The organism is Winogradskyella sp. A2, from assembly GCF_046762865.1.
Classification (GTDB): domain Bacteria; phylum Bacteroidota; class Bacteroidia; order Flavobacteriales; family Flavobacteriaceae; genus Winogradskyella.
In genome coordinates, this window is sequence record NZ_JBKQXM010000002.1 from 590,779 (window position 1) to 617,670 (window position 26,892).

The 26,892-nt window shown below is 34.0% G+C and carries 19 protein-coding genes; 18 read left to right on the plus strand and 1 reads right to left on the minus strand.

The window, feature by feature from the left end; genetic code table 11:
• Positions 1-20 precede the first annotated feature (20 nt).
• The 16 genes from nrfD to ACFWV9_RS05845 all read left to right on the plus strand — a co-directional run bounded on the left by nrfD (position 21) and on the right by ACFWV9_RS05845 (position 24,338).
• Complete coding sequence (gene nrfD, locus ACFWV9_RS05770; protein ID WP_411894284.1) at positions 21-1,766, plus strand: NrfD/PsrC family molybdoenzyme membrane anchor subunit; 1,746 nt, start codon at positions 21-23, stop codon at positions 1,764-1,766.
• Positions 1,767-1,774: 8 nt separating this feature from the next.
• A complete protein-coding gene (locus tag ACFWV9_RS05775; RefSeq protein ID WP_411894285.1) occupies positions 1,775-2,314 on the plus strand; it encodes a DUF3341 domain-containing protein in 540 nt (179 codons plus the stop codon).
• A 91-nt stretch (positions 2,315-2,405) separates the two neighbouring features.
• The gene (locus ACFWV9_RS05780) at positions 2,406-2,876 is read left to right on the plus strand and encodes a c-type cytochrome (protein WP_411894329.1); all 471 of its coding nucleotides are present in this window, start codon (positions 2,406-2,408) and stop codon (positions 2,874-2,876) included.
• 52 nt (positions 2,877-2,928) lie between these two features.
• On the plus strand, positions 2,929-4,305 hold the full coding sequence (locus ACFWV9_RS05785) for a quinol:cytochrome C oxidoreductase (protein WP_411894286.1): 1,377 nt from the start codon (positions 2,929-2,931) through the stop codon (positions 4,303-4,305).
• A 25-nt stretch (positions 4,306-4,330) separates the two neighbouring features.
• On the plus strand, positions 4,331-5,392 hold the full coding sequence (locus tag ACFWV9_RS05790) for a cytochrome c oxidase subunit II (protein WP_411894287.1): 1,062 nt from the start codon (positions 4,331-4,333) through the stop codon (positions 5,390-5,392).
• A gap of 34 nt (positions 5,393-5,426) precedes the next feature.
• Positions 5,427-7,223, plus strand: coding sequence for a cbb3-type cytochrome c oxidase subunit I (locus ACFWV9_RS05795; RefSeq protein WP_411894288.1), 1,797 nt, complete (start codon positions 5,427-5,429; stop codon positions 7,221-7,223).
• Positions 7,224-7,292: 69 nt separating this feature from the next.
• Positions 7,293-8,315, plus strand: a complete 1,023-nt coding sequence (ruvB, locus tag ACFWV9_RS05800; RefSeq protein ID WP_411894289.1) for a Holliday junction branch migration DNA helicase RuvB — start codon at positions 7,293-7,295, stop codon at positions 8,313-8,315.
• 38 nt (positions 8,316-8,353) lie between these two features.
• The gene (gene queG / locus ACFWV9_RS05805) at positions 8,354-9,280 is read left to right on the plus strand and encodes a tRNA epoxyqueuosine(34) reductase QueG (protein WP_411894290.1); all 927 of its coding nucleotides are present in this window, start codon (positions 8,354-8,356) and stop codon (positions 9,278-9,280) included.
• 49 nt (positions 9,281-9,329) lie between these two features.
• A complete protein-coding gene (locus ACFWV9_RS05810; protein ID WP_411894291.1) occupies positions 9,330-11,606 on the plus strand; it encodes an NADP-dependent malic enzyme in 2,277 nt (758 codons plus the stop codon).
• Between the two features lie 174 nt (positions 11,607-11,780).
• Positions 11,781-12,362, plus strand: a complete 582-nt coding sequence (gene ruvA, locus ACFWV9_RS05815; protein ID WP_411894292.1) for a Holliday junction branch migration protein RuvA — start codon at positions 11,781-11,783, stop codon at positions 12,360-12,362.
• Between the two features lie 5 nt (positions 12,363-12,367).
• Positions 12,368-19,621, plus strand: a complete 7,254-nt coding sequence (gene sprA / locus ACFWV9_RS05820) for a cell surface protein SprA (RefSeq protein ID WP_411894293.1) — start codon at positions 12,368-12,370, stop codon at positions 19,619-19,621.
• A gap of 62 nt (positions 19,622-19,683) precedes the next feature.
• Positions 19,684-20,064 carry a glycine cleavage system protein GcvH gene (gene gcvH, locus ACFWV9_RS05825; RefSeq protein ID WP_411894294.1) on the plus strand — a complete coding sequence of 127 codons (381 nt, stop codon included), beginning with the start codon at positions 19,684-19,686 and terminating at the stop codon, positions 20,062-20,064.
• Positions 20,065-20,080: 16 nt separating this feature from the next.
• Positions 20,081-20,419 (plus strand): VanZ family protein, encoded by a 339-nt coding sequence (locus tag ACFWV9_RS05830; RefSeq protein WP_411894295.1) that lies wholly within the window; start codon positions 20,081-20,083, stop codon positions 20,417-20,419.
• Between the two features lie 63 nt (positions 20,420-20,482).
• On the plus strand, positions 20,483-21,211 hold the full coding sequence (locus tag ACFWV9_RS05835; protein WP_411894296.1) for an energy transducer TonB: 729 nt from the start codon (positions 20,483-20,485) through the stop codon (positions 21,209-21,211).
• Positions 21,212-21,328: 117 nt separating this feature from the next.
• Complete coding sequence (locus tag ACFWV9_RS05840) at positions 21,329-22,126, plus strand: energy transducer TonB (RefSeq protein ID WP_411894297.1); 798 nt, start codon at positions 21,329-21,331, stop codon at positions 22,124-22,126.
• A gap of 106 nt (positions 22,127-22,232) precedes the next feature.
• Positions 22,233-24,338 carry a gliding motility protein RemB gene (locus ACFWV9_RS05845; RefSeq protein WP_411894298.1) on the plus strand — a complete coding sequence of 702 codons (2,106 nt, stop codon included), beginning with the start codon at positions 22,233-22,235 and terminating at the stop codon, positions 24,336-24,338.
• A gap of 2 nt (positions 24,339-24,340) precedes the next feature.
• Here ACFWV9_RS05845 and ACFWV9_RS05850 read toward each other — a convergent pair whose 3' ends face one another.
• The gene (locus ACFWV9_RS05850) at positions 24,341-25,225 is read right to left on the minus strand and encodes an MBL fold metallo-hydrolase (protein WP_411894299.1); all 885 of its coding nucleotides are present in this window, start codon (positions 25,223-25,225) and stop codon (positions 24,341-24,343) included.
• A gap of 147 nt (positions 25,226-25,372) precedes the next feature.
• Here ACFWV9_RS05850 and cyoE point away from each other — a divergent pair, with 147 nt between their 5' ends.
• On the plus strand, positions 25,373-26,266 hold the full coding sequence (gene cyoE, locus ACFWV9_RS05855) for a heme o synthase (RefSeq protein WP_411894300.1): 894 nt from the start codon (positions 25,373-25,375) through the stop codon (positions 26,264-26,266).
• Positions 26,267-26,857 carry a heme-copper oxidase subunit III gene (locus ACFWV9_RS05860; protein ID WP_411894301.1) on the plus strand — a complete coding sequence of 197 codons (591 nt, stop codon included), beginning with the start codon at positions 26,267-26,269 and terminating at the stop codon, positions 26,855-26,857.
• Positions 26,858-26,892 lie beyond the last annotated feature (35 nt).

Genomic DNA, 26,892 nt, shown 5'->3' on the forward strand with positions numbered 1-26,892 from the left:
AAAGAATCAATTATATAATTATGGCGTCTCATTACGAAGCACCTATTAGAAGACCTTTAGTAACTGGAGAAAAATCGTATCACGATGTTACTGTTGATGTAGCACGTCCAGTTGAAGGCAAAGCCAACAAAGCATGGTGGATTGTTTTCAGCATCTCCTTGGTCGCATTTCTTTGGGGAATAGGATGTATTATTTATACCATCTCCACAGGTATTGGAGTTTGGGGTCTTAATAAGACTGTTAACTGGGCTTGGGATATCACTAACTTCGTTTGGTGGGTAGGTATTGGTCACGCGGGAACATTGATTTCTGCAGTATTATTACTGTTCCGTCAAAAATGGAGAATGGCAATTAACCGTTCTGCAGAAGCTATGACCATTTTCTCAGTAATTCAGGCTGGTTTATTCCCGATTATTCATATGGGTCGTCCATGGTTAGCATATTGGGTATTACCTATCCCAAACCAGTTTGGTTCGTTATGGGTAAACTTTAACTCACCATTATTATGGGACGTATTTGCAATTTCTACGTATTTATCAGTTTCATTAGTTTTTTGGTGGACAGGATTATTGCCTGATTTTGCAATGATAAGAGATAGAGCGGTAAGGCCATTTCAAAAGAAAATATATTCATTACTTAGTTTCGGTTGGTCTGGTAGAGCAAAAGATTGGCAACGTTTTGAAGAAGTATCATTGGTCCTTGCTGGTTTAGCAACTCCATTAGTACTTTCTGTACATACAATTGTATCGTTTGATTTCGCCACATCAGTAATTCCTGGTTGGCATACAACGATTTTTCCACCTTACTTTGTTGCAGGTGCGATTTTCTCAGGATTTGCAATGGTAAATACACTTCTTATCATCATGAGAAAAGTGTGTAATCTTGAAGATTATATTACGGTACAACATATCGAATTGATGAACATTGTTATAATGATTACAGGTTCTATAGTTGGCGTTGCATATATAACTGAGTTATTTATAGCTTGGTATTCTGGTGTAGAGTATGAACAATATGCGTTTTTAAACAGAGCTACTGGACCTTACTGGTGGGCCTATTTATTAATGATGAGTTGTAATGTATTTTCACCACAGTTTATGTGGTTTAAGAAATTGAGAACAAGTATAATGTTTTCGTTCTTTATCTCCATTGTTGTAAACGTTGGTATGTGGTTTGAGCGTTTCGTAATTATTGTAACATCATTGCACAGAGATTACCTACCATCTTCTTGGACAATGTTCTCTCCAACATTTGTAGATATAGGAATATTTATCGGTACTATTGGATTCTTCTTTGTATTATTTTTATTGTACGCGAGAACATTCCCTGTTATTGCACAAGCTGAGGTAAAAACAATATTGAAATCATCAGGTGAACGCTATAAACGTCTAAGAGAAAGTGGTGAGAGTTTAGTTGGTACTGGCACAGATGAAAGAACTTCAACCTCGAGTAGTATAGTATCTAGTGTGGTAGAAACCAAATCTGATGATACTAGTAGTGATAATTCTGAAAAGGTAGATAACTTATTAGGAGCTATAGGGTCATTTGATTCTTCTACCCAAACAGCTGATGATTTGAAGAAAATTAGTGGTGTTGGTCCTAAGATGGAAGAAGTGCTTAATAGTATAGGTATTTATACCTTCTTACAAGTAAGTAAGATGACGAAATCAGAATATGACTTGTTAGATTCAATTACTGGTTCTTTCCCAGGAAGGGCAGAACGTGATGATTGGGCTGGTCAAGCTAAAAATTTATTAAATAACTAATATAGTCTATGGAAGCTTCAAAAGTAATTCATGCTATTTATACAGATGATGATGTATTAATGTCAGCCGTAAAAAAGGTAAAGGCAGAAAAGCATCACATTGAAGAAATATACACACCTTTTCCGGTCCATGGACTAGACAAGGCAATGGGATTAGCTCCAACACGCATTGCTATAACATCGTTTATGTATGGCTGTGTAGGTTTAATTGTAGCGATTGTAATGATGAACTTCATTATGATTTCTGACTGGCCACAAGATATAGGTGGTAAACCAAGTTTTAGTTATTTAGAGAATATGCCAGCTTTTGTTCCAATTATGTTTGAACTTACCGTATTCTTTGCAGCCCATTTAATGGTAATAACGTTTTATTTAAGAAGTAGAATGTGGCCGTTTAAAAAAGCTGAAAATCCAGATCCAAGAACTACAGATGATCATTTCTTAATGGAGGTCGCAGTTCAAAATAATGAAAGTGAGTTAACAACATTATTAAAGGATACTGGTGCTGTAGAAATAAATATAGTTGATAAAGAAGAAGATGCACATTAATATGAGGATAGCCACAAAATATATCGTAGTCGCAGTTTTGTTGGTTGGATTTACATCTTGCCAAAAAAATTCTAGGCCCAACTATCAATACATGCCAAATATGTATGAGCCAGTTGGTTATGAAGCTTATCAAGAATCTGACGCATTTGCTAATGGTGTTGAAGCGCAATTGCCTGCTGAGGGAACCATACCACGAGGTGATTTTATGCCTTATGAAATTGAAGATACTAATGAAGGTTATGAATTTGCTAAGGCCAGTTTAACAAGTCCATTAGATTCTACCCAATTAGATTTTACAAGAGGTAAAGAACTATATGATGTGTATTGTGGTATATGTCATGGGACTAAAGGCAACGGTCAAGGAAAACTGATGCAACGTGAAAAGATTTTAGGTGTACCTAGTTATGATGATGCCGGAAGGGCTATTACTACTGGTAGTATATACCACGTTATTTATTATGGTAAAAATACTATGGGATCTTATGCCAATCAATTGAATGAAGAAGAAAGATGGCAAGTAACAGCATATGTTGAGAAACTTAAGGCAGATTTAGAAAAATAAGATTTAGATAAAGGTTATATAAATGGAATATAAAATTTCAAATCGATTAAAAATGAGCGCTATCGTTTTAATAGTTTTAGGACTGTTAGGCGTTGGTTACGGCTTCATGGATTCTCATAAAGTAAATGAAGATAATATTTCGGAGTTTCTAGCAAATGAGGCACATCATGGAGATCATGGTACGGAAGATTCTCATGCAGTTACATCACATGATGAGTCCAGTTCACATGCTGACGAAGCTCATACTGATACTCATGTAGAGTCAGCATCGCATGTAGAAGAAGGACATGGAGAGGAAGCTCATGGTGGTGGACACGAGATGAGCCATGAGGAACATGTACTTCATCAAATACACAATAGGCCTTGGGCAGCACTTTACGTAGCAGCTTTCTTTTTCTTTATGATTGCACTGGGTGTTCTTGCATTTTATGCTATTCAATACGCAGCTCAAGCAGGTTGGTCACCAGTATTATTTAGGGTGATGGAAGGTATTACAGCCTATGTTTTACCAGGAGCGGTTATTGTATTATTAATCGCAGTAGCTTCAGGTACTTTAGGTCACTATAATTTGTTTGTTTGGATGGATCCTGATGTTGTAGAACATGATAAATTGATACAAGGAAAGTCGAGTTATCTGAATTTAACATCCTTTATAATCAGAGGAGTTATCTTTATTTCAGGTTATGCCTTATACAGACATTTTTCTAGAAAATTTTCTTTAGCCCAAGATAAAGCTGACGATAACAAGAATTTCAAAAAGAACTTCCGTATTTCAGCTGCGTTCTTAGTATTCTATATTTATACAGAATCTATGATGTCATGGGATTGGATAATGAGTGTTGATCCGCACTGGTTCAGTACATTATTTGGTTGGTATGTATTTGCAAGTATGTTTGTAAGTGGAATAACAGTAATTGCAATGGTATCAATTTACCTAAAATCAAAAGGATTATTAGAATTTGTAAATGATAGTCATATCCATGATTTAGCAAAGTTCATGTTTGGTATTAGTATCTTCTGGACCTATTTATGGTTCTCTCAATTTATGCTAATATGGTATTCTAATATTCCGGAAGAGGTCACATATTTTGTAACACGTATTGAGGATTATAAATTGCCATTCTTCGGTATGTTAGCAATGAATTTTATATTCCCACTATTATTATTAATGAATAGTGACTACAAACGAATTAATTGGTTTGTTATAATGGCTGGTATCGTAATTCTATGTGGACACTATATTGATGTATTTAATATGATCATGCCTGCGACAGTTGGTGATAGATGGTTTATAGGAATCCCTGAAATTAGTTCAATACTTTTATTTGGTGGCTTATTTCTATTGATTGTTTTTACAGCTTTAGGTAAAGCGCCACTATTGGCAAAAGGAAATCCATTTATTAAAGAAAGTGAACATTTCCATTATTAATTATTAAAAAAGAACAGAAAAGATAATGACTGCTTTATTAACAATATTAATTGTACTCTTTGTAGCCGTTGCCTTATGGCAGATGGTAAAGATTTTCGATTTAGCTCAAATAGGAGATTCAAATACACAAATTGCAGATGATAAAGACAATAGAATAAATGGCTATCTAATGATGGGCTTCTTAGTGTTCATCTATGCTATTACAATATTGAGCTTTATGTATCTTGGAGACTTACCTTTAGTTTCTAACTCTGCATCTGAGCATGGACCTGGCATTGATAATCTTATGATTATATCTATGGTTGTTATTTTCATAGTTCAGATTGTAACGCAATTTTTGTTGCACTATTTTGCGTATAAATATAAAGGCGAAAAAGGTAAGAAAGCATTATTCTACGCTGACAATAATACGTTGGAAGCTGTTTGGACAGGTATTCCAGTAATTGTTTTAGCAGGACTGATAATTTATGGTTTATTCACTTGGAATGATATCATGACCATAGATGAAGAAAAAGATCCTATGGTGGTCGAATTATATGCGCAACAGTTTAACTGGAAAGCACGTTATGGTGGAGATGATAATGTACTAGGCAAGGCTAATGTAAGGTTAATAGATATTGATAATGCCAATATATTAGGCGTTGATGAATCTGACCCTAATGCCCAGGATGATGTTATTGTAACAGAATTACATCTTCCAGTTGGAAAGCCAGTTTTATTTAAAATGCGTTCTCAAGACGTATTACACTCAGCCTATATGCCTCACTTTAGAGCACAAATGAATTGTGTACCAGGAATGGTTACTCAGTTTGCGTTTACTCCAAATGTTACTACTGCAGAGATGCGTCAAAATCCAGACATACAGGATAAGATAAAAAACATAAATGAATTAAGAATTGAGAGACAGGCTGAAATCGAGGAGGCAGGTCAAGATTTACTTTACGAATTTGATTATCTTTTATTATGTAATAAAATTTGTGGTAAATCACATTACAATATGCAAATGAAGATTGTTGTGGAGACACAAGAAGAATTTGATGCTTGGATAAAAGAGCAGAAGACTTTTGAAAATTCATTATTAAATTAGTAGAAAAAATTATAAAGAAAAAGAATAGAAGATTATGTCAGCAACAGTAGATACACACACTCACGACGACCACGACGTACATCATCACAAAGAAACATTTGTGACTAAATATATATTTAGTCAGGATCATAAAATGATTGCCAAGCAGTATCTAATAACTGGTGTAATCATAATGGGTATTATTGGGATTTTAATGTCTTTGATGATACGTATGCAAATTGCATGGCCAGAACAGCCTAACGTAATATTTGAATCATTACTAGGAAAATGGGCACCAGGAGGTGTTATGGATGCGGATATTTATCTTGCATTAGTGACTATTCATGGTACAATTATGGTATTCTTTGTACTAACTGCAGGACTTAGTGGTACGTTTAGTAACCTTCTAATTCCATTGCAAATTGGTGCACGGGATATGGCTTCAGGATTCCTTAATATGATTTCGTACTGGTTATTCTTTGTGTCATGTGTAATTATGATATTGTCCTTTTTTGTTGAAGCAGGTCCAGCAGCGGCAGGATGGACTATTTATCCACCATTGTCAGCTTTACCTTTGGCTCAAGGAGGTTCTGGTATGGGTATGACCTTGTGGTTAGTCTCAATGGCAATTTTTATTGCATCATCTTTATTAGGATCATTGAATTACATTGTTACTGTAATTAACTTACGTACAAAAGGAATGTCAATGACTAGATTACCATTAACTATCTGGGCATTTTTTGTTACAGCAGTTATTGGTGTTATTTCATTCCCAGTATTATTATCGGCTGCATTACTTTTAATAATGGACAGAAGCTTTGGGACATCATTCTTCTTATCTGATATATTTATTCAAGGAGAAGTTTTACACTACCAAGGTGGATCGCCAGTATTATTTGAACATCTATTTTGGTTCTTAGGTCACCCTGAGGTATACATTGTATTATTGCCAGCTTTAGGTATAACTTCTGAAATTATTGCAACTAACTCACGTAAACCAATCTTTGGTTATCGTGCAATGGTCGCATCTATTTTAGCAATTGCATTTTTATCGACTATTGTTTGGGGTCACCATATGTTTATATCTGGTATGAATCCTTTCTTAGGGTCAGTATTTACGTTTACAACTTTACTTATTGCAATCCCATCTGCAGTTAAAGCATTTAATTATATAACGACACTCTGGAAGGGTAATCTCCAAATGAATCCAGCAATGCTGTTCTCAATTGGACTTGTGTCAACCTTCATTACAGGTGGTCTAACAGGTATTATTTTAGGAGATAGTGCCTTAGATATAAATGTTCATGACACATATTTTGTTGTTGCACACTTTCATTTAGTTATGGGTATTTCAGCATTATATGGTGTATTTGCTGGTATCTATCATTGGTTCCCTAAAATGTTTGGACGAATGATGAATAAAAATTTAGGCTATCTACATTTCTGGGTTACTGCAATCTGTGCCTATGGTGTGTTTTTCCCAATGCATTTTATAGGAATGGCAGGTTTACCTAGACGTTATTATACAAATTCAAATTTCCCATTATTTGATGATACGACGAACGCACAGCTTGTTATAACAATGTTTGCCCTTGTTGCTGGTGTTGTACAATTAGTGTTTTTATATAATTTCATTAGTAGTATCTTTTATGGTAAGAAAGCTGAGCAGAACCCATGGAAATCTAATACATTAGAATGGACTGCACCAGTTAAACATATGCATGGTAACTGGCCAGGAAAAATACCACATGTATACCGTTGGTCTTATGACTACAGTAAGCCAGGACATGATGAAGATTTTGTACCGCAAAATGTTCCGATGAAAGAAGGAGAAGAAGAACTCCATCATTAGAGTAATTCTTATTATAATATTAAAAAGCCTTTCTAAATCAGAAAGGCTTTTTCGTTATATTTGTTTAGTATGAATGATAATTTAGATCCAACAAACGAAGGTTTTAGTCCAGAGGAACTTGACGTAGAAAAAAAATTGCGGCCTTTAACTTTTGATGATTTTACAGGTCAAGATCAGGTATTGGAAAACTTGTTGGTATTTGTGCAAGCCGCAAACTTAAGAGAAGAAGCTTTAGACCATACTTTATTTCATGGTCCTCCAGGATTAGGTAAAACAACATTAGCGTATATTTTGGCTAATGAATTGGATGTTGGTATCAAGGTTACATCTGGTCCTGTTTTAGACAAGCCGGGAGACCTAGCAGGCTTACTTACAAATTTAGAAGATCGCGATGTTTTATTCATTGACGAAATCCATCGTTTGAGTCCTATTGTAGAAGAGTATTTATACTCAGCAATGGAAGACTATAAGATAGATATTATGATTGAGTCTGGTCCTAATGCCAGAACTGTTCAAATAAATTTAAATCCATTTACTCTCGTAGGGGCAACAACACGCTCAGGATTATTGACGGCACCAATGCGTGCGCGTTTTGGAATTAGTAGTAGACTTCAATATTATAAAACAGAACTTTTAACTACAATTGTTCAACGAAGTGCTTCAATTTTAAATGTTCCAATTTCTATGGAAGCGGCAATTGAAATAGCAGGTAGAAGTAGAGGAACCCCACGTATTGCTAATGCGTTATTAAGACGTGTTAGAGATTTTGCACAAATTAAAGGCAACGGAAATATAGATATCAAAATTGCCAAATTTGCTTTACAAGCTTTGAATGTTGATGCACATGGTCTAGATGAAATGGACAATAAAATCCTAACCACCATAATCGATAAGTTTAAAGGAGGTCCAGTGGGTATTACTACTTTAGCGACGGCAGTTAGTGAAAGTTCTGAAACCATTGAAGAAGTTTATGAGCCTTTTTTAATTCAACAAGGATTTATAATGAGGACACCAAGAGGTAGAGAAGTTACTGAACAAGCTTATAAACATTTAGGTAAAATCAAAGGACCTTCTCAAGGAGGATTGTTTTAGGTCTGATTTATTCTGAAATAAAATCAGAATCTATAAAAGTGAATAATAACAAATTCAAATATTCAGAATTAATTAAAACCGAAGCCAAACGCCTCGGTTTTTTATCTTGTGGTATTAGTAAAGCAGAATTCTTAGAAGATGAAGCACCAAGACTCGAAGCTTGGCTAAACAAAAATATGCATGGTGAAATGCGTTATATGGAGAACCATTTCGATAAGCGATTAGATCCAACATTATTAGTAGATGGCTCGAAGAGTGTGGTGTCTTTACTATTAAATTACTGCCCTTCAGAATTACAGAATAAGGAATCTTATAAGATTTCAAAATATGCTTATGGTACAGACTATCATTTTGTAATTAAAAACAAATTGAAGTCGCTTTTATATTATATTCAAGACGAAATTGGTGAAGTACACGGACGTGCATTTGTAGACTCAGCACCAGTATTAGATAAAGCTTGGGCTGCGAAATCTGGTTTGGGTTGGATAGGCAAACATTCTAACCTTTTGACCCAACAAATCGGTTCGTACTATTTTATTGCTGAATTGATTGTGGATATAGAATTAGATTATGATACACCAGTTACAGATCATTGTGGTACATGTACTGCTTGTATAGATGCTTGCCCTACTGAAGCGATAAAAGAGCCTTATGTGGTAGATGGTAGTAAATGTATCTCTTATTTTACTATTGAACTAAAGGAAAATATACCATCAGAGTTTAAAGGAAAATTTGATGATTGGATGTTTGGCTGTGATGTGTGTCAGGATGTTTGCCCTTGGAATAGATTTTCAAAACCACATACTGAACCATTATTTAATCCACACCCTGATCTCTTGTTAATGACAAAAAAAGATTGGGTCGAGATCACAGAAGATACTTTTAAAAAGGTTTTCAAAAAATCAGCTGTAAAACGCACGAAATATTCTGGATTACAACGAAACATCCAATTCCTTAAAGATTAATTTTTAACTAATTCATTGTGTATCTTTGGTGCTTAATTCTTTTTGAGATATGAGCAAACAGAGCAAGCGAATTGAAGCATTAGTTTACCACGCTAAACCTACACCAGGTAAGATAAAAGTAATTCCTACTAAAAAATATGCCTCACAGAGAGACTTGTCTCTAGCATATTCGCCAGGTGTTGCAGAGCCATGTTTAGAGATTGATAAAGATGTTGAAAATGTATATAAATACACTGCCAAAGGAAATTTGGTGGCTGTTATTTCAAATGGAACAGCAGTTTTAGGTCTAGGAAATATTGGCCCTGAAGCATCTAAACCTGTTATGGAAGGTAAAGGTCTACTCTTCAAAATATTTGCAGATATAGATGTTTTTGATATTGAAGTAGGTACTGAGAATGTTGATGAGTTCATTGAAACCGTAAAGAATATTGCACCTACGTTTGGCGGAATTAATCTTGAAGATATTAAGGCTCCAGAAGCTTTTGAAATTGAACGTCGTCTTAAAGAAGAGCTCGATATTCCTGTTATGCATGATGATCAGCATGGAACTGCGATCATATCTGCTGCTGCATTATTAAATGCACTGGAACTGGCAAAGAAAAAAATTGAAGATGTAAAAATAGTTGTAAGTGGTGCAGGAGCAGCTGCTATTTCATGTACGAGGCTTTATAGGGCTTTCGGAGCAAAAAGGGCAAATATTGTAATGCTCGATAGTAAAGGTGTGATTAGAGATGACAGACCTAATTTAACATCTCAGAAAGCAGAATTTGCAACAGACAGAAAAATTGATTCTCTTGATGAGGCAATGAAAGATGCTGATGTATTTATTGGCTTATCAATGGCAGATATTGTTTCTCCACAGATGCTAAAAACAATGGCAAAAGATCCTATAGTTTTTGCAATGGCCAATCCAAACCCAGAAATCAATTACAATACAGCAATAGGGACTCGAGAAGATATTATTATGGCTACTGGTCGAAGTGACCATCCTAATCAAGTTAATAACGTGCTTGGTTTTCCATTTATATTTAGAGGTGCTTTAGATGTAAGAGCAACTAAGATTAATGAGGCTATGAAAAAAGCAGCGGTATTAGCCTTGTCTAGATTAGCTAAAGAACCAGTACCAGAACAAGTGAATCTTGCATATAATGAAACGCGATTAACTTTTGGAAAAGATTATATAATACCAAAACCATTTGACCCAAGGTTAATAGCTGAAGTCCCTCCAGCTGTGGCAAAAGCCGCTATGGATAGTGGTGTGGCCAAGGAACCAATTGAAGATTGGGATAGATATAAGAATTCCTTATTAGAGCGATTAGGGTCAGATAACAAATTAGTCAGAATGCTATTAGGTAGGGCAAGAACCAATCCAAAACGAATTGTTTTTGCAGAGGCTGATCAGTTAGATGTACTCAAGGCCGCACAAATTGTATATGAAGAAGGTGTAGCACAACCAATATTATTAGGGCGAAGAGATACAATTATTAATCTAATGCAAGAAATAGATTTTGACGTAGATGTACTAATCCTAGACCCAAAATCAGATGAAGAACTTGAACGCAAAAACCGCTATGCGAAGGCATATTGGGAAAAACGCCAACGCCAAGGAGTTACACTTTATGCAGCAGAGCAAAAAATGAGAGAGCGTAATTATTATGCTGCTATGATGGTTAATGAAGGAGATGCAGATGGTGTGATTACCGGTTATTCGCGCAGTTATCCAAATGTTGTAAAACCAATGTTAGAGCTAATTGGGATGGCAGATGGAGTTTCTAGAATTGCAACAACTAATGTTATGATAACCCAACGTGGCCCAATGTTTTTGAGTGACACATCTATTAATATTGAACCTGATGCCAAAGACTTGGCGCGGATTGCCAGAATGACTTCGAGTGTAGCAAAAATGTTTGGAATTGAACCTGTCACGGCAATGGTATCTTATTCAAATTTCGGTTCATCTGATAATCCAAGGGCTGAAAAAGTAAATGAAGCAGTACAGTTTTTACACAAGGCTTATCCAGAAATGATTGTTGATGGTGCGGTTCAGACTGATTTTGCCTTAAATTCAGAAATGTTGCAAGATATATTTCCATTTTCAAAGTTAGCAGGTAGAAAAGTGAATTCTTTAATATTTCCAAATTTAGATGCTGCAAATATCACATATAAGCTTCTAAAAGAATTGAATAAAGTAGAGTCTATTGGTCCTATCATGATGGGTATGAATAAACCAGTTCATATACTTCAATTAGATGCTAGTGTTGATGAAATTGTAAATATGACTGCGATTGCCGTAATCGATGCTCAAGAACGTGAAAAAAGGCAGTAATTAATAGGCTTTTATCACTGTAATATGCCCTTTGTAATGTAAATAATTTTAGTACATTTGGCTTATTAACCTTTGAAATCCATTTCTTTTATTTTATCAGGCTAATTAGCAAAATTATCAGATAGATGAATAATCGTATTTCTTTTGGGTTAATCTAAGTATATAAAAGGATTTATGATTACACACTTAGAGGGAAAACTTGTAGAAAAAAATCCTACTGACGTTGTTATTGATTGCAATGGTGTAGGGTATTTTATAAATATATCACTTCATACGTTTTCTCAAATTCCAAATCGCGAAAATTTAAAACTATATACTTATCTCCAAGTCAGAGAGGACTCTCATTCACTTTATGGCTTCTCATCAAAAGCTGAAAGAGAAATATTCAAGTTACTCATATCTGTAAGTGGTATTGGAGCAAATACAGCTCGTACAATGCTATCTTCCTTAACGCCAGAGCAAGTAAAAGAAGGGATTGCTAGTGGAGACGTTGCGCTTATTCAAAGTGTAAAAGGAATTGGAGTAAAAACTGCGCAACGAGTTATTATTGACCTAAAAGATAAAGTGTTAAAAGTATATGGCCTAGATGAACTTTCTTTAATGCCGAACAATACTAATAAAGATGAAGCGTTATCAGCATTAGAAGTTTTAGGATTTAACAAAAAGCAATCAGAAAAAGTAATTGATAGAATTTTAAAAGCAGAACCAGATGCCCTCGTAGAGCAAATCATAAAAGAAGCTCTAAAAAACCTGTAGAACAATTGAATAGAACTAACTATAATCAACATTTCAATTCATTTCGCTTTTTATGCTTACTAGTATTAATGCTTGTAGGTGGTATTAGTAATGCACAAGAAACCGAGCAAGAACAAGATTCTACAAAGACTACTTTTGCTTTTGGTAAGTTAAATATGCCAAATCCAAATAGTATAGTTGCCAAGTATACTTACGACCCAATTTTAGATAGATATATTTACACTGAGAAGATAGGTGACTTCAATACTAATTATCCATTAATCCTTACACCAAAAGAATTTCAAAAATTAGTTCTTCAAGAAAAATTAAAGGAATATTACAAGCAGATGGCTGATGCTGCTGCAGGTCAAAAAGATGGTGCAGAAGAAGACCAAAAGAATTTATTACCTGAGTTTTATGTTAACTCCGGATTGTTTGAAACTATTTTTGGTGGCAATACTATTAATGTTGTTCCTCAAGGTTCGGTAGAAGTTGATTTGGGTGTTTTGTTTTCAAGACAAGATAACCCATCGTTTTCTCCAAGAAATAGAACAAATTTTACATTCGATTTTGACCAAAGAATTAGTTTAAGTTTACTAGGTAAAGTTGGTACAAGGTTACAAGTTACCGCTAATTACGACACAGAATCTACTTTCGATTTTCAGAATCTTGTGAAATTAGAGTATACACCGACGGAAGATGATATCATCCGCAAGATCGAAGTTGGTAATGTTAATATGCCTTTAAATAGCTCACTAATTACTGGTGCGCAGAGTTTATTTGGTGTAAAAACTGAATTACAATTCGGAAAAACTACAGTTACGGCAGTATTTTCTGAACAACAATCCCAATCTAGATCAGTTGTAGCTCAAGGTGGAGGAACTGTAGAAGAGTTTGAATTCTTCGCTAGAGACTATGATGAGAACAGACACTTCTTTTTGGCACATTATTTTAGGGATAATTATGATAAAGCTTTATTACAATATCCTTTTATCGATAACCAAGGATTACAAATTACTAGAGTAGAAGTTTGGGTTACTAATAGAAATAACCAAACAGATAATGTAAGAAATGTTGTTGCTTTTCAGGACTTAGGTGAATCTCAAGTTGATAATATAGGTTTAAACCCTATACCAGGTGGCTTTGTAAATAATCCTACAGAATTTCCTAGAAACGAGAATAATGATTTTGACCCAACCAATATTGGAGGACCAGGATCATTACTTAATGATAATGTAAGAGACATAACGGTAGTAGAAACTGGGATTAATATACCTGCTAATGAAGGATTTGATTTCGGAAAATTAGAAGCTGCAAGAAAATTGCAAGAAGGTCAAGAATACGTTTTAAATTCAGAATTAGGATATATATCGCTAAATCAAAGACTGCTAAATGATGAGGTATTAGCTGTTGCTTTTCAATATACAATTGGTGGAGAAGTGTATCAAGTTGGTGAGTTTGCTAATGATGGTGTGGATGCAACCACTGTTGATACTGGTGGTCCAAATGAAGTGATTAACAATCAAAGTTTAGTCTTGAAAATGCTGAAGAGTGCTGTAACTGTCGTAGATCTTCCTATTTGGGATTTAATGATGAAAAATATTTACGACACAGGTGCTTTTCAACTAAGTCAAGAAGATTTTAGATTAAACATTTTTTACACCGAAGCGTCACCTGTAAATTATATAAGGCCTGTTGAGGTAAATGGTATAGAGGTTCCTTTTCCTCAATTTGACAATAATACACCTTTTACAGGAGATGATACTGAGATAAGCGAAACCCCATTAATACGGTTATTTCATTTAGATAGGCTCAATTTCAATAATGACCCACAAGAGCGTGGAGACGGATTCTTTGATTATGTACCTGGACTAACAGTACTTACTCAAAATGGTAAAATTATATTCACTAAATCTGAACCTTTTGGTAGATATCTTTTTGATGTCTTGGATGATGATAATAATCCTAACAATAATGATACAGATTATGAACAAGATGAATATGCCAACCCTAACCAAGAAAAATATGTATATGACTTGCTCTATAAATCAACCAAAACGGAAGCTTTAGACGATGCAGAGAAGAATAAGTTTCAGATTAAAGGTAGATTTAAAAGTAGTGGTTCTGGAGGTGGAATACCTATTGGAGCATTCAATGTACCTCGCGGTTCTGTAAGAGTTACTGCAGGGGGAAGATTGCTAGTTGAAGGAATTGATTATACAGTAAATTATCAATTAGGACGAGTTGAAATATTAGACGAAGCTCTTAAAGCATCGAACACTCCAATCAACGTAGATGTTGAAAACAATGCGGTTTTTGGTCAACAGACAAGACGATTTACAGGAATAAATGTAGAGCATCAGTTTAATGAAAATTTTGTTCTTGGAGCAACGCTTTTGAATTTGAATGAGCGACCGATTACACAAAAGGCTAACTATAATGCAGAGCCAATTAACAATACCATTTTTGGTATGAATGGTAATTTCTCAACTGAAGTACCATTTCTAACAAGACTGGCGAATAAATTACCAAATATTGACACAGATGTTCCTTCCAATCTATCCGTAAGAGGAGAATTTGCATACTTACTTCCTGGAGCTCCAAAAGGTGCTGATTTTAATGGTGAAGCAACGGCATATATAGACGATTTTGAGGGAACACAAGGGGCAATTGATTTGTTAAGTCCTTTATCTTGGTTTCTCTCGAGTAGGCCGAAAGAATTGCCTGCAAATATTCCAGGGGATGACGATCCTGGTTTAGAAAACGGTTTTGGTAGAGCTTTTTTAAATTGGTACACAATTGATCCTATTTTTTACAGTAGCCAACGACCAGGTGGAATCACCGATGATGACGTTTCAAATTTATACACAAGAAGAGTTTTTATAGATGAAATTTTCCCTGAGGTTGATATAGTTCAAGGTCAAACATCAGTTATTAATACTCTCGATTTAGCGTATTATCCATCAGAGAGAGGACCTTATAATTTTGATCCCTTAGCTACAAATGACAATATTAATCCTAATGATAGTTGGGCTGGTATTACTAGACAAATAACTTCAACAGATTTTGAGCAAGCCAATGTAGAATATATTGAATTCTGGGTGCAAGATCCATTTTTGGATAACCCATCAGGTCAAGGCGGTAAATTATATGTTAATCTTGGTAATATTTCTGAGGATGTTCTAAAAGATGGTAAAAAACAATATGAAAACGGATTACCTGAGGATGGTGATGTTTCATTATTAAACCCTACAACATTTGGTGGTGTTGTTCCTCAAAATCAATCATTAATTTACACGTTTGCCACTACTGGTCAGGAGCGATCTAATCAAGATGTTGGTTATGACGGTTATGATGATACAGAGGAAACCATCCAATTTGGTGCTCAGTTTGGGGAAGACCCTGCCAAGGATAATTACACCTATTACCTAAATACGGATGGTGATATTTTAGAACGCTATAAAAGATATAATGGACAAGAAGGAAATACACCAGATTTGTTTACTGACACTAATAGAGGGTCAACAACTCAGCCAGATGTAGAGGATATTAACCGAGATAACACAATGAATACCATTGATAGTTATTTTGAATATGAAATTGATATAAACCCAACAGTTCTTAATATTAATAATCCTCAAATTAATGACACAAAGGTTAGAGAAGTGACACTTCCAAATGGTCAAGAAAGAACAGTAACTTGGTATCAATTTAGATTACCAATTAATGAACCTACAAATGCAATTGGTGGTATTAGAGATATTCGTTCTGTTCGATTTGCAAGATTATACTTAAGAGAATTTACAGAGAATACAGTTTTACGTTTTGCTTCATTAGATTTGGTAAGAAGTGATTGGAGACGTTACACCTTAGATCTTGACAATGATGCAACAAACAATAGTGTTGATGCGGAATTTAACGTTGCCATAGTGGGTGTACAAGAAAACGATGGTGATTATGTAATACCACCTGGTGTAAGACGAGAAGAACTTAATAACAATAACAACATCATTAGACAAAATGAGCAATCATTGGTTTTACAGACGTGTGAGCTAGAACCTGAGGACTCTAGAGGTGTATTTAAAAATATAAATGTAGACATGCGTCAATATAAAAAGTTACGCATGTTTTTACATGCTGAGGCGCAAGAAGGTCAAACTTTACAAGAGGGCGAGTTAATTGCCTTCATTAGAATGGGTAATGATTTCACGGATAATTTCTATCAAATTGAAATTCCATTATTGCCAACGGACCTGGTCGATACATCACTTCCCGATAAAGAGAGAATTTGGCCAGAGGTCAATGAGATTAATATGCCATTATCCATATTGCAAGATATTAAGTCTAAAGGAATATTCGATCAATCTTTAACCAATCAAAACCCTACATTCTACGACGTAATTGATGGTGTATTAAATGAAAATTCGGTAAATGAATTTTCACCATTACCAACAGGTCAACAACGTGTCGCAATTAAGGGTAATCCTAACTTTGGAGACATACGTGTTTTAATGGTAGGACTTAAAAATTCAGGTAGCACCGGAGCAAATGCTTGCGGTGAAGTTTGGTTTAATGAATTAAGAATGTCAGATCTCGAAAATGAAGGCGGTTGGGCAGCTGTAGTAAGTATGGATTCTAATATTGCCGATTTTGCTGACATAAGTGCAACAGGTAGAAGAAGTACAATAGGATTTGGTGGTATTGAGCAAAATCCAAATGAGAGAAGTAGAGAAGATGTAAAACAATACGATGTAGTTACTAATGTGCAATTAGGACAACTATTGCCAAAAGAATGGGGAATTCAGTTACCCTTTAACTATGCACAGAGCGAAGAGATTATAACACCGCAATTTGATGAATACTATAGAGATATTGAATTAGATACGCAGTTGAATAACACTAGTGATAAAGATTCAATTCTTAAAGTGAATGAAAATTATACTAAACGAAAGAGTATTAATTTTATTGGAGTTAGAAAACAGAAAATGGGTGATGCTAAAAAGCATTTTTATGATGTTGAAAATTTAACATTCAATTACTCATATAATAAAGTAGAACATCGGGATTTTGAAATAGAAAATTCATTGGATCAAAATATTAGAGCAGGTGTAAATTATAATTATACTTTTGAACCAGCGAGAATAGAACCATTTAAGAATAGTGATTCTCTTTTTACAGGTAAATACTGGAAAATTTTAAAAGATTTTAATGTCAATTTATTACCGAGTAGCATTTCTGTAAATACGGATGTAAACAGACAATTCAGCAAACAAAAATTTAGGGAAGTTGAGCTTGGTGGCGATAACATTGGCATAGAGGAATTATTTAGACGTAATTATACTTTCGATTTTCAGTATGCTATAAATTACAATCTTACGGATGCACTAAGTCTCAACTTTACAGCGGCCAATACCAATATTGTTCGGAATTATTTTATTGATGACAGAATTAATGGAAGGCAAGATCCTGAGCTTGATGTATGGGATGGATTCTTTGATTTCGGAGATCCTAATTTACAAACCCAACAGCTTCAGGTTAATTACGAAATTCCGCTTTACAAAATACCGGCACTAAGTTTTTTAAGAGCAACTTATGCTTATAGTGGTGCATTTCAGTGGCAGAAAGGATCTGATTTAAATGAAGGACTGGTATTAGATGGACAAACCTATAATTTGGGTCATTCCATTCAAAATTCAAATACACATAATCTCAACACAACCCTTAATATGGAAACCTTTTATAAAACAATAGGTTTGGAAAGAAAGGGCAACCAACGTAATAGAAGAAATACTACTGTTAAGAGACGAACATCCCCAACACCTAATGAGTCATTAGATAATAATGCCAAGAATACTGTTAAGAAAGGAAGTACTGGTCAAAAAGCTTACAATACCTTAATAGATATTGTTACAATGGTAAAACGGATTCAATTTGGATATTCAGAGAATAATGGAACGTTCTTACCAGGCTATCTACCTACACCTGGTTTTATAGGTACTTTAAGACCAACATGGGATTATACATTTGGTAGTCAAAGGGATATTAGAGGCGTTGTTGCGGAAAATGGTTGGTTAACAATATTCCCAGAATTTAACCAACAGTATACTGAGGTTACAAATAAGACTCTAGATTATTCAATGAATCTAGAACCAATGAGAGATCTAAAAATTGATTTAATAGGTAATAGAACTTATGCTGAGAATATTAATGAAACCTTTAGGGCAATTGATCTTGATGGTGACGGTTTAAGTGATCAGTATGAAGATTTAATAACCAATTCATTCGGAAACTTTAATATATCTACAGCCTTAATAAGAACTGCCTTTAGTACGAGTGACGAATTTCAATCTAATACATTTGATGATTTTAGAGCAAACAGGTTGGTAATAGCTAATAGACTTGCAAGGGAATTCTACGGTACAAATACTTTTGCAACTGATGCTGAAGGATATCCACTAGGTTTTGGTAAAAATAGTCAACGTGTTCTTTTACCAGCATTTTTAGCGGCATATCAAGGATCAGATCCAGAAAGTATTAGCACAAGTGCTTTTAGAGATGTACCTATACCAAATTGGACATTGAAGTATACTGGATTAATGAAAATACCATGGTTCAAAAAGACATTTAGGAGATTTTCAGTACAACACGGTTACAGATCCAGGTACACCATAAACCAGTTTAGGACTAATTTAGATTTAGATCCAGATGAGTTTAATCAAGGCCAACCTTATGATCAACAACCAGATAGTGTGTTAGATCAATCTGGTAACTTCAAAAATGGCACATTATATAGTAACATTAACCTCGAGGAACAATTTAGCCCATTGATAAGATTGGAATTTGAAATGAAAAACTCTATAAAAGTTTTGGCCGAGGTTAAAACAGATAGGTTACTATCTTTAAGTTTCGATAATAACTTATTAACGGAAATACAAGGTGAAGAATATACCCTTGGATTAGGTTATAGAATTAAAGATTTAAGAATTAGATCTAAACTTGCGGGTGCTAAGCAAATTATAAAAAGTGATTTGAATATGCGAGCTGATATATCGGTAAGAGATAACAAAACTATTATTAGATATCTAGATTTAGAAAATAACCAAGTTACTGCGGGTCAAACAATTTGGGGAGCTAAGTTCACCGCAGATTATGCATTCAGCAAAAACTTAACAGGTATTTTCTATTTTGACTATACATTCTCTGATTTTGCTATTTCAACTTCCTTCCCTCAGACTTCTTTAAGATCCGGTATTACCCTACGTTATAATTTTGGCAATTAATTTTGAATTGAAGCAATTAAAAAATTATTTTTGTTTCAACTAATTTATTACAACATTAAAAGATGAATATACCATCAGAATTAAAATACACTAAAGATCACGAGTGGATTAAAATAGAAGGTGATGTAGCAACTGTAGGAATTACAGATTTTGCACAAGGAGAATTGGGAGATATAGTATATGTTGAGGTTGATACCCTTGATGAATCATTAGATGCCGAAGAGGTTTTTGGTACTGTTGAAGCTGTAAAAACTGTATCTGATTTATTCTTGCCACTTTCTGGTGAAATAATTGAATTCAATGAAGGATTAGAAGATGAACCTGAAAAGGTAAACACTGATCCTTATGGTGATGGTTGGATGATTAAACTGAAAATCAGTGATGATTCTCAAATTGAAAGTTTGTTATCGGCAGATGATTATAAGGAGTTGATTAGTGGTTAAAAACCTTCTTCTAGTAGTGGCCATTTCATATACAATTGCACTGATTGTATTAAGTCTTATTAATATTCCGGATATACCAGATTTAGGATCCACTTTTGATGATAAAATATTACACTTTGTTGCATATTTTATATTAGCAATAATCTGGATTACTTATGTCAAACCACTTCAAAGCAAAGCTACTTATAATAAAGTGTTAATTGCAACTGTTGCACTTGGCACACTTTTGGAGGTGTTACAATTAGTGTTAAATCCAAATAGATCTTTTGATGTTTTGGATATGCTTGCAAATGCTTTAGGTGCATTCATTGGCACATTAATTGCGATAAGATTCACACTGTTAAAGTTAAAATAATTGAAAGCCTTGCTTTTTTTACTTTTTATTAATTAAATTAGCGATGTTATAAAACCCAGTATTATGGAACCTAAGAAGAATCCAAAGTCCGATGTAAGTCGTAATAGTTCAATTTATTTTGCAGTTGGTCTTGCGTTAATGCTAGCAATCACTTACATGTCTATTAATTATAAGACTTATGATAAAAGTGATATCGCTTTAGATACATTAAATCTAGATGACGAGTTAGAAGAGGAAGTGCCAATCACAGAACAGATTGTTACACCTCCACCTCCACCTCCACCTCCACCGGCTGCTCCAGAAGTTATTGAGGTTGTTGAAGATGAAGAAGAGGTAGAAGAAACCGTTATTGAATCTACAGAAACTGAAATGGAAGCAGAGATTGTAGAGGTTGAGGAAATTGAAGTAGAAGAAGTAGAAGAAGATATAGAGGTTCCGTTCTCGGTAATCGAAAATGTACCTGTTTTCCCTGGTTGCGAAAATAAGAAAGGCAACGCTGCTAAAAAGAAGTGTATGTCTGAGAAGGTTGCAAAGTTTGTAAATAAAAAGTTTAATACTGAGTTAGCTAGTGATTTGGGTTTACCAGCTGGTAGAAAACGTATATTCGTGTCATTTAAAATTGACAAATCAGGAAATATAGTTGGTGTAGGTGCTCGTGGTCCTCACCCTGGTTTAGAAAAAGAAGCTAAGCGTGTTATTAGTTTATTGCCTAAAATGAAACCAGGCAGGCAAAGAGGAAAATCGGTAATTGTACCTTATTCTTTGCCAATTGTATTTCAAGTACAAGACTAGATTTAAAATACATATTTATATTATAAAAATCCCGTTCAAAATTAATTGAACGGGATTTTCCTTTTGGTATGCTTATTGTGACTTTTTCAAAATATTAACATTTTAAATAAACATATTATGAAAAACTCTAAACGAGGTTTCAATAATGCTGGTCAGAGCATTGTTGAAACAAAGAAGCCACGAAAGCATGATGCAAATTTACAAAAAAACACAACCCTTTATTTCCAAATAGGGTTGATACTTTGCTTGCTAGGTACTTATGCACTTTTCGAAATGCAATTTCAGAATAAGGTACTTATTCTTTCAAAAGAAAAACCAACTGACAAAATTGTTTCAATTGATTATGTTAAACCTTTTGAAGTTGAAGTGATTGAACCAAAGGATACAAAACCACTGCCGAGTAAGACATTAAAGGATGTTTATAGATTAGTAGAAGATGACACTCCAAAAATTGAAAAGATTATAAATACACCCGATACTACTGAGCCCGCTACAGAACCGTTATCAATTACTGCGATACCTGAGATTGATAATGATATAGAAAAAGGAGAGCTATTAGTAGAATGGGTTAATATAGAAAAGGTACCGGTTTATCCAGGTTGTGAAAAGTATGATACAAATGATGAACGCAAAAAATGTATGTCAAACAAAATTTCTAAACTTATTAATAGAAAGTTTAATTTAGATGTAGGGTCTCAATTTGGAATTTCTGGTAGACAAAGAATCTACACGCAATTTACAATTGATAAAGAAGGTAATATAATTGATATTAAGGTAAGAGGTACACATAGTGTATTAGAAAAAGAAGCTGAAAGAGTCATTAACAAAATACCAAAGATGGAACCTGGAATGCAGCGCAATATTCCTGTAGGAGTAAGATATACGCTACCGATTATGTACGACGCGCGAGATTAATTAAAAATATTAACAGATGTTAACCGTTATTGTTTCAATAACGGTTTTTTGTTTTAGACGATACCAAAAATTAAGTATCTTTCGTACAATTAACTAATCTTTCTATATGAAGCGAATTTTGCCTTTTGTTGCAATTTTTATTTCCTTGTTTTGTGATGGTCAAAACCTATCAACTTATGAAAAACCTCCTGTGTTTAAAGACTGTGATTCAGTTGCGATAAACCAATTAAAACCTTGTTTCAATTTCACTTTAAATAAATTCATTTACGAGAATTTTGAGGTGCCAGAAATTGTAGAAGAGGAATCATACAAAGGTGATGTTCAAGTATTGTTTGAAGTGAATAGAAAAGGTGAGTTTAGAGTTATTTATTTAGATGCCATTTATGAGGAATTAAAGAAAGAAGCAAGGCGTGTTTTTAATTTGCTGCCTGAGATAAAACCCGCTACATACAATGGTAATCCAACATTTGTTCAGTATAGTATCGAAATTTCTATTCCGTTGCAAGAGCCAGTAATGGAGAGTATAGTTGATGATAGCAATAGCTTAACTTCAAAGGATAGTTTAAATGCAACCTTGTCAAATGAGTTTGATAAAATTAATGATGAGGTAAAAGCTTTTGAAAAACTAGAGTATATAAGTCAGCTTAATGTACCGTTTACTCACTCATATTACGCGAGATTTGATGACGAAATGAATGCTATTGGTACCAATAGCCATACTGCTGCAAAACCATTTATATATGCAGATGTTTCCAAATATTATGATATAAAAGCAGAAAAAGAGAGTTTGGTAAAAGCAACTGATTCTTGGCTTGGTAGGAAACTTTATAATGAGCACTTAGTGCAAGTTCAAGGCAGGGATTATTGGTTTACAGTAGATCCAATACTAGACTTACAGGTTGGAAAAGATACAGAAGCTGATTTTAGTTCTACTTGGAATAATACCAGAGGTATATTTATTCAAGCCGGTTTGGGTAAACGATTTAATATTACTTCATCAATTTATGAGAGTCAAGGACGATTTGCGGATTATTTTAATAGGTATGCTGAGAGCTTAAAAGCGTTTGGGCCAGATCCGGCAATTATTCCTGGTCGAGGTATTGCTAAGCGATTTAAAACGGACTCATACGATTATCCTGTAGCAGAGGCTTATTTATCATATACTCCTGCAGATTTTTTGAATATCCAGTTTGGGCACGGTAAAAATTTTATAGGTGATGGTTATAGATCTTTGTTTCAAAGTGATGTATCAAGTCCATATCCTTTTTTAAAGCTTAATGCTAGTTTCTGGAAAATTAAGTATACCAGCACATGGATGTGGTTAAAAGATGTCCGTCCTGAAGTGACAGTAGATGGTGCATTCTTTACGAAGTATATGGCAAACCATTATTTAAGTTGGAATGTTTCCAAGAGACTTAACATAGGATTGTTTGAATCCGTTATGTGGGCTGATACTAATGACAGAGGATTTGATATTAATTATTTGAATCCTGTTATTTTCTTCAGAGCAATAGAATTTCAAACTGGGCAAGATGCAGGTAATGCCATTTTAGGATTAAGTGGAAAGTATAAATGGAATAATAAAGTAAATATTTATGGCCAATTTATTTTAGATGAGTTTTCTCTAAGTGATGTAAAAGCTGGTGAAAAAAGCTGGAAGAATAAATTTGGCTTTCAATTAGGTGCAAAGTATTTTAATGCATTTAAAATTGATAATCTATTACTTCAAGCAGAATATAACCAAGTTAGACCTTATACATATTCACATAACTCCATCATTTTAAATTATGCACACTTTAACCAACCAATGGCTCATCTTTGGGGTTCTAACTTTAAGGAATTGGTCTTAATTGGTCGTTATAATTATAAAAGATGGTTTGCTGATGCTAAGTTTATAATGGGTCAACGAGGTTATGATTTTAATACTACTGAAGATAGTTTTAACTATGGAGGTGATATTTATGCAGATGAAGATAATCGTGTTGCTGATACAGGAATTAAAATTGGCCAAGGGAACAAAACGAATAGTTTTATGACCGAGATACAAGCTGGTTACCTGTTAAATCCAGAAACCAATTTAAAGGTGTTTACCAATATTATTTACAGGGACTTTAATCCTGAAGCAATTACAGCATCAACTACGGATTCTAATACACTATGGTTTAGTATTGGGATAAGAACCGATTTATTCAATTGGTATAACGATTTCTAAAATCATTTTCCGGTTAAACTTTTATAAATAGTCAATCTAATACGCTCACTGTTTATAAAACCAGTTCCATAATCTAAATCATCATAGTCCTTTGTTAGAGATGAATCCGATTGAATATCCTCTTCACTTTTTCCAGAATCAATGGCATTTTGAATATTACCTCGGAGTGTTTCAAGCATGTTTAAAAAACTTTTGTATTCGGTCAAATTAGATACTTGCCCGTGGCCAGGAATTATTTTTGTGTCTTCGTTAATTAAAATCATGGCGCGTTTAACAGCCTCGATATATCCATTGATGCTACCGCCAGAGTTTAAATCAATATATGGATAACGACCATTGAAGTAAGTGTCACCAGTATGAAGCACATTGCTTTCAGTAAAGTATAAAATGGAATCACCATCCGTATGCGCATTAGAAACATGAAATACAGCCACATCCTCATCATTAATTGTAATGTTCAGTTTATCATTAAAAGTTATTACAGGAATAGTCTCCTTGCTTTTAAAGGTGCCATCTCTTTGTATACCTTTTAATCGTTTTTTTACATTCTCATGTGCAATTATGGTTGCGCCAGCTTTTGCCATATTTTCATTTCCACCGGTATGGTCTCCGTGAAAATGTGTGTTAACCAAAAAAGTTAAAGGCTTATTACTGATTTTTTTAATGGCATCTAAAATCTTTTGGGATAGTGGAGCAAATTGATCGTCAATAATGAATATTTCTTGATCACCTACAGAAAGGCCTATATTTCCTCCAGCGCCTTGAAGCATATATACTTTTTCAGTTAACTGTGCGGCCTTAATTTCAACCTTATCAAACCTTTGTGCATTAGCATTGAGGTTAATTAGTGAAGCAAAGAGTAATAAGATTATTTTATTAGGTTTCATAATGGTGGATTGAATTGATTTTGTCTAGTAAATGTAAGGATTCTTACTTTTAGCTTAAAAGTATTATTAAAACTAAAGAGTTACGTTGGTCATAATTAATTTTCAAGTTATCTTTGCACTCGCTAAGAATTAAGCTAAAAAATTGTTGTGAGTAGCGCAAAATCTTCGGTATCAAATGTTTCTGTATTTACAGATTTCAAAGAAATCACTAAAATGGGATTATCCCTTAGCGTGGTTTTTTCTTCATTAGCAGGTTACCTTCTTGGTGCTGAATCAATTAATTTAATTACTCTTTTGTTATTGGCAATTGGTGGATACTTCATGGTAGGTGCTTCTAATGCTTACAATCAAATTATCGAAAGAGATTTAGATGCCTTAATGGATCGTACTAAAAACAGACCTATACCAGCTGGTAGAATGTCTGTTAATACTGCATTTATTATTGCAACGTCATTCACAATATTAGGGTTAATCACATTATATGTAATAAATCCAAAAACAGCAATGTGGGGCGCTATCTCTATTTTTTTATATACAAGTGTATATACGCCTTTAAAAACAAAAACTGCTTTATCGGTTTTTGTTGGTGCATTACCAGGAGCCATTCCATTCATGCTTGGTTGGGTTGCTGCAAGAAATGCCTTTGGGATTGAACCAGGTACTTTGTTTGCTATTCAGTTTTTTTGGCAGTTTCCACATTTCTGGTCAATCGGTTGGTTTTTGCATGAAGATTACAAAAAAGGTGGCTTTTTTATGCTACCAACAGGAAAACCAGATAAAGGTACTGCAGTGCAAATTATAATGTATAGTATTTGGACCACATTAGTATCAATTTTACCTGTATTCGGTTTTACAGGCGATCTTAAGCTTTCAATAGTAGGAGCTATTATAGTATTACTTTTAGGCTTTGTAATGATTTTTTATGCATTTAGATTGTTTAAGGAGCGAACAGTTAAAGCAGCAAAGCAACTTATGCTTTCGAGTGTATTTTATATTACTATGTTGCAAATTATATATGTAGCAGATAAATTTTTGAGTTAGATGGATTTAACAGAAGGAACACAGCAAGAGAAAAGGGAAAGATCTAAAAAAATGATGTTATGGTTTGGGATAGGTTCTCTTATAATGACATTTGCTGGTCTAATAAGTGCATTTATTGTTAGTCGTAAACGAGAAGACTGGCTTAATGATTTTCAATTACCAGATGCTTTTATAATAAGTGTTTTAGTGATTTTGATAAGTAGTTTCACAATTATTTTAGCAAAACGTGCTTTAAAGCAAAACAATATGAAAATGGTTACAATAGGTCTATTGTTAACCATTGGATTAGGAATTGCTTTTATCTACAATCAATTTATTGGATTTAGCCAAATTATTGAAGCTGGTTATAATTTTACTGGGCCTACAAGTAATGTTACTATTTCTTTTATTTATATAATTGCTGTGGTGCATATTGCACACGTAGTTGCAGGCTTAATTGCACTGATTATTGTTATTTATAATCATTTTAAACAGAAGTACAATTCCAATAATATGTTAGGTTTTGAACTAGCTGCAAATTTCTGGCATTTTGTAGATATACTTTGGCTTGCTCTGTTTTTGTTTTTATATTTTTTTAGATACATAATTTGATTATTTTTGTCCAATCTTAAAATTTAAATAATTTC

Excerpts from the sequence above, each read along its gene's own strand:
- nrfD (WP_411894284.1), top strand. The coding sequence starts at position 21 with ATGGCGTCTCATTACGAAGCACCTATTAGAAGACCTTTAGTAACTGGA.
- ACFWV9_RS05775 (WP_411894285.1), top strand. The coding sequence starts at position 1,775 with ATGGAAGCTTCAAAAGTAATTCATGCTATTTATACAGATGATGATGTA.
- ACFWV9_RS05780 (WP_411894329.1), top strand. The coding sequence starts at position 2,406 with ATGCCAAATATGTATGAGCCAGTTGGTTATGAAGCTTATCAAGAATCT.
- ACFWV9_RS05785 (WP_411894286.1), top strand. The coding sequence starts at position 2,929 with ATGAGCGCTATCGTTTTAATAGTTTTAGGACTGTTAGGCGTTGGTTAC.
- ACFWV9_RS05790 (WP_411894287.1), top strand. The coding sequence starts at position 4,331 with ATGACTGCTTTATTAACAATATTAATTGTACTCTTTGTAGCCGTTGCC.
- ACFWV9_RS05795 (WP_411894288.1), top strand. The coding sequence starts at position 5,427 with ATGTCAGCAACAGTAGATACACACACTCACGACGACCACGACGTACAT.
- ruvB (WP_411894289.1), top strand. The coding sequence starts at position 7,293 with ATGAATGATAATTTAGATCCAACAAACGAAGGTTTTAGTCCAGAGGAA.
- ACFWV9_RS05810 (WP_411894291.1), top strand. The coding sequence starts at position 9,330 with ATGAGCAAACAGAGCAAGCGAATTGAAGCATTAGTTTACCACGCTAAA.
- ruvA (WP_411894292.1), top strand. The coding sequence starts at position 11,781 with ATGATTACACACTTAGAGGGAAAACTTGTAGAAAAAAATCCTACTGAC.
- gcvH (WP_411894294.1), top strand. The coding sequence starts at position 19,684 with ATGAATATACCATCAGAATTAAAATACACTAAAGATCACGAGTGGATT.
- ACFWV9_RS05835 (WP_411894296.1), top strand. The coding sequence starts at position 20,483 with ATGGAACCTAAGAAGAATCCAAAGTCCGATGTAAGTCGTAATAGTTCA.
- ACFWV9_RS05840 (WP_411894297.1), top strand. The coding sequence starts at position 21,329 with ATGAAAAACTCTAAACGAGGTTTCAATAATGCTGGTCAGAGCATTGTT.
- ACFWV9_RS05845 (WP_411894298.1), top strand. The coding sequence starts at position 22,233 with ATGAAGCGAATTTTGCCTTTTGTTGCAATTTTTATTTCCTTGTTTTGT.
- ACFWV9_RS05850 (WP_411894299.1), bottom strand. The coding sequence starts at position 25,225 with ATGAAACCTAATAAAATAATCTTATTACTCTTTGCTTCACTAATTAAC.
- ACFWV9_RS05860 (WP_411894301.1), top strand. The coding sequence starts at position 26,267 with ATGGATTTAACAGAAGGAACACAGCAAGAGAAAAGGGAAAGATCTAAA.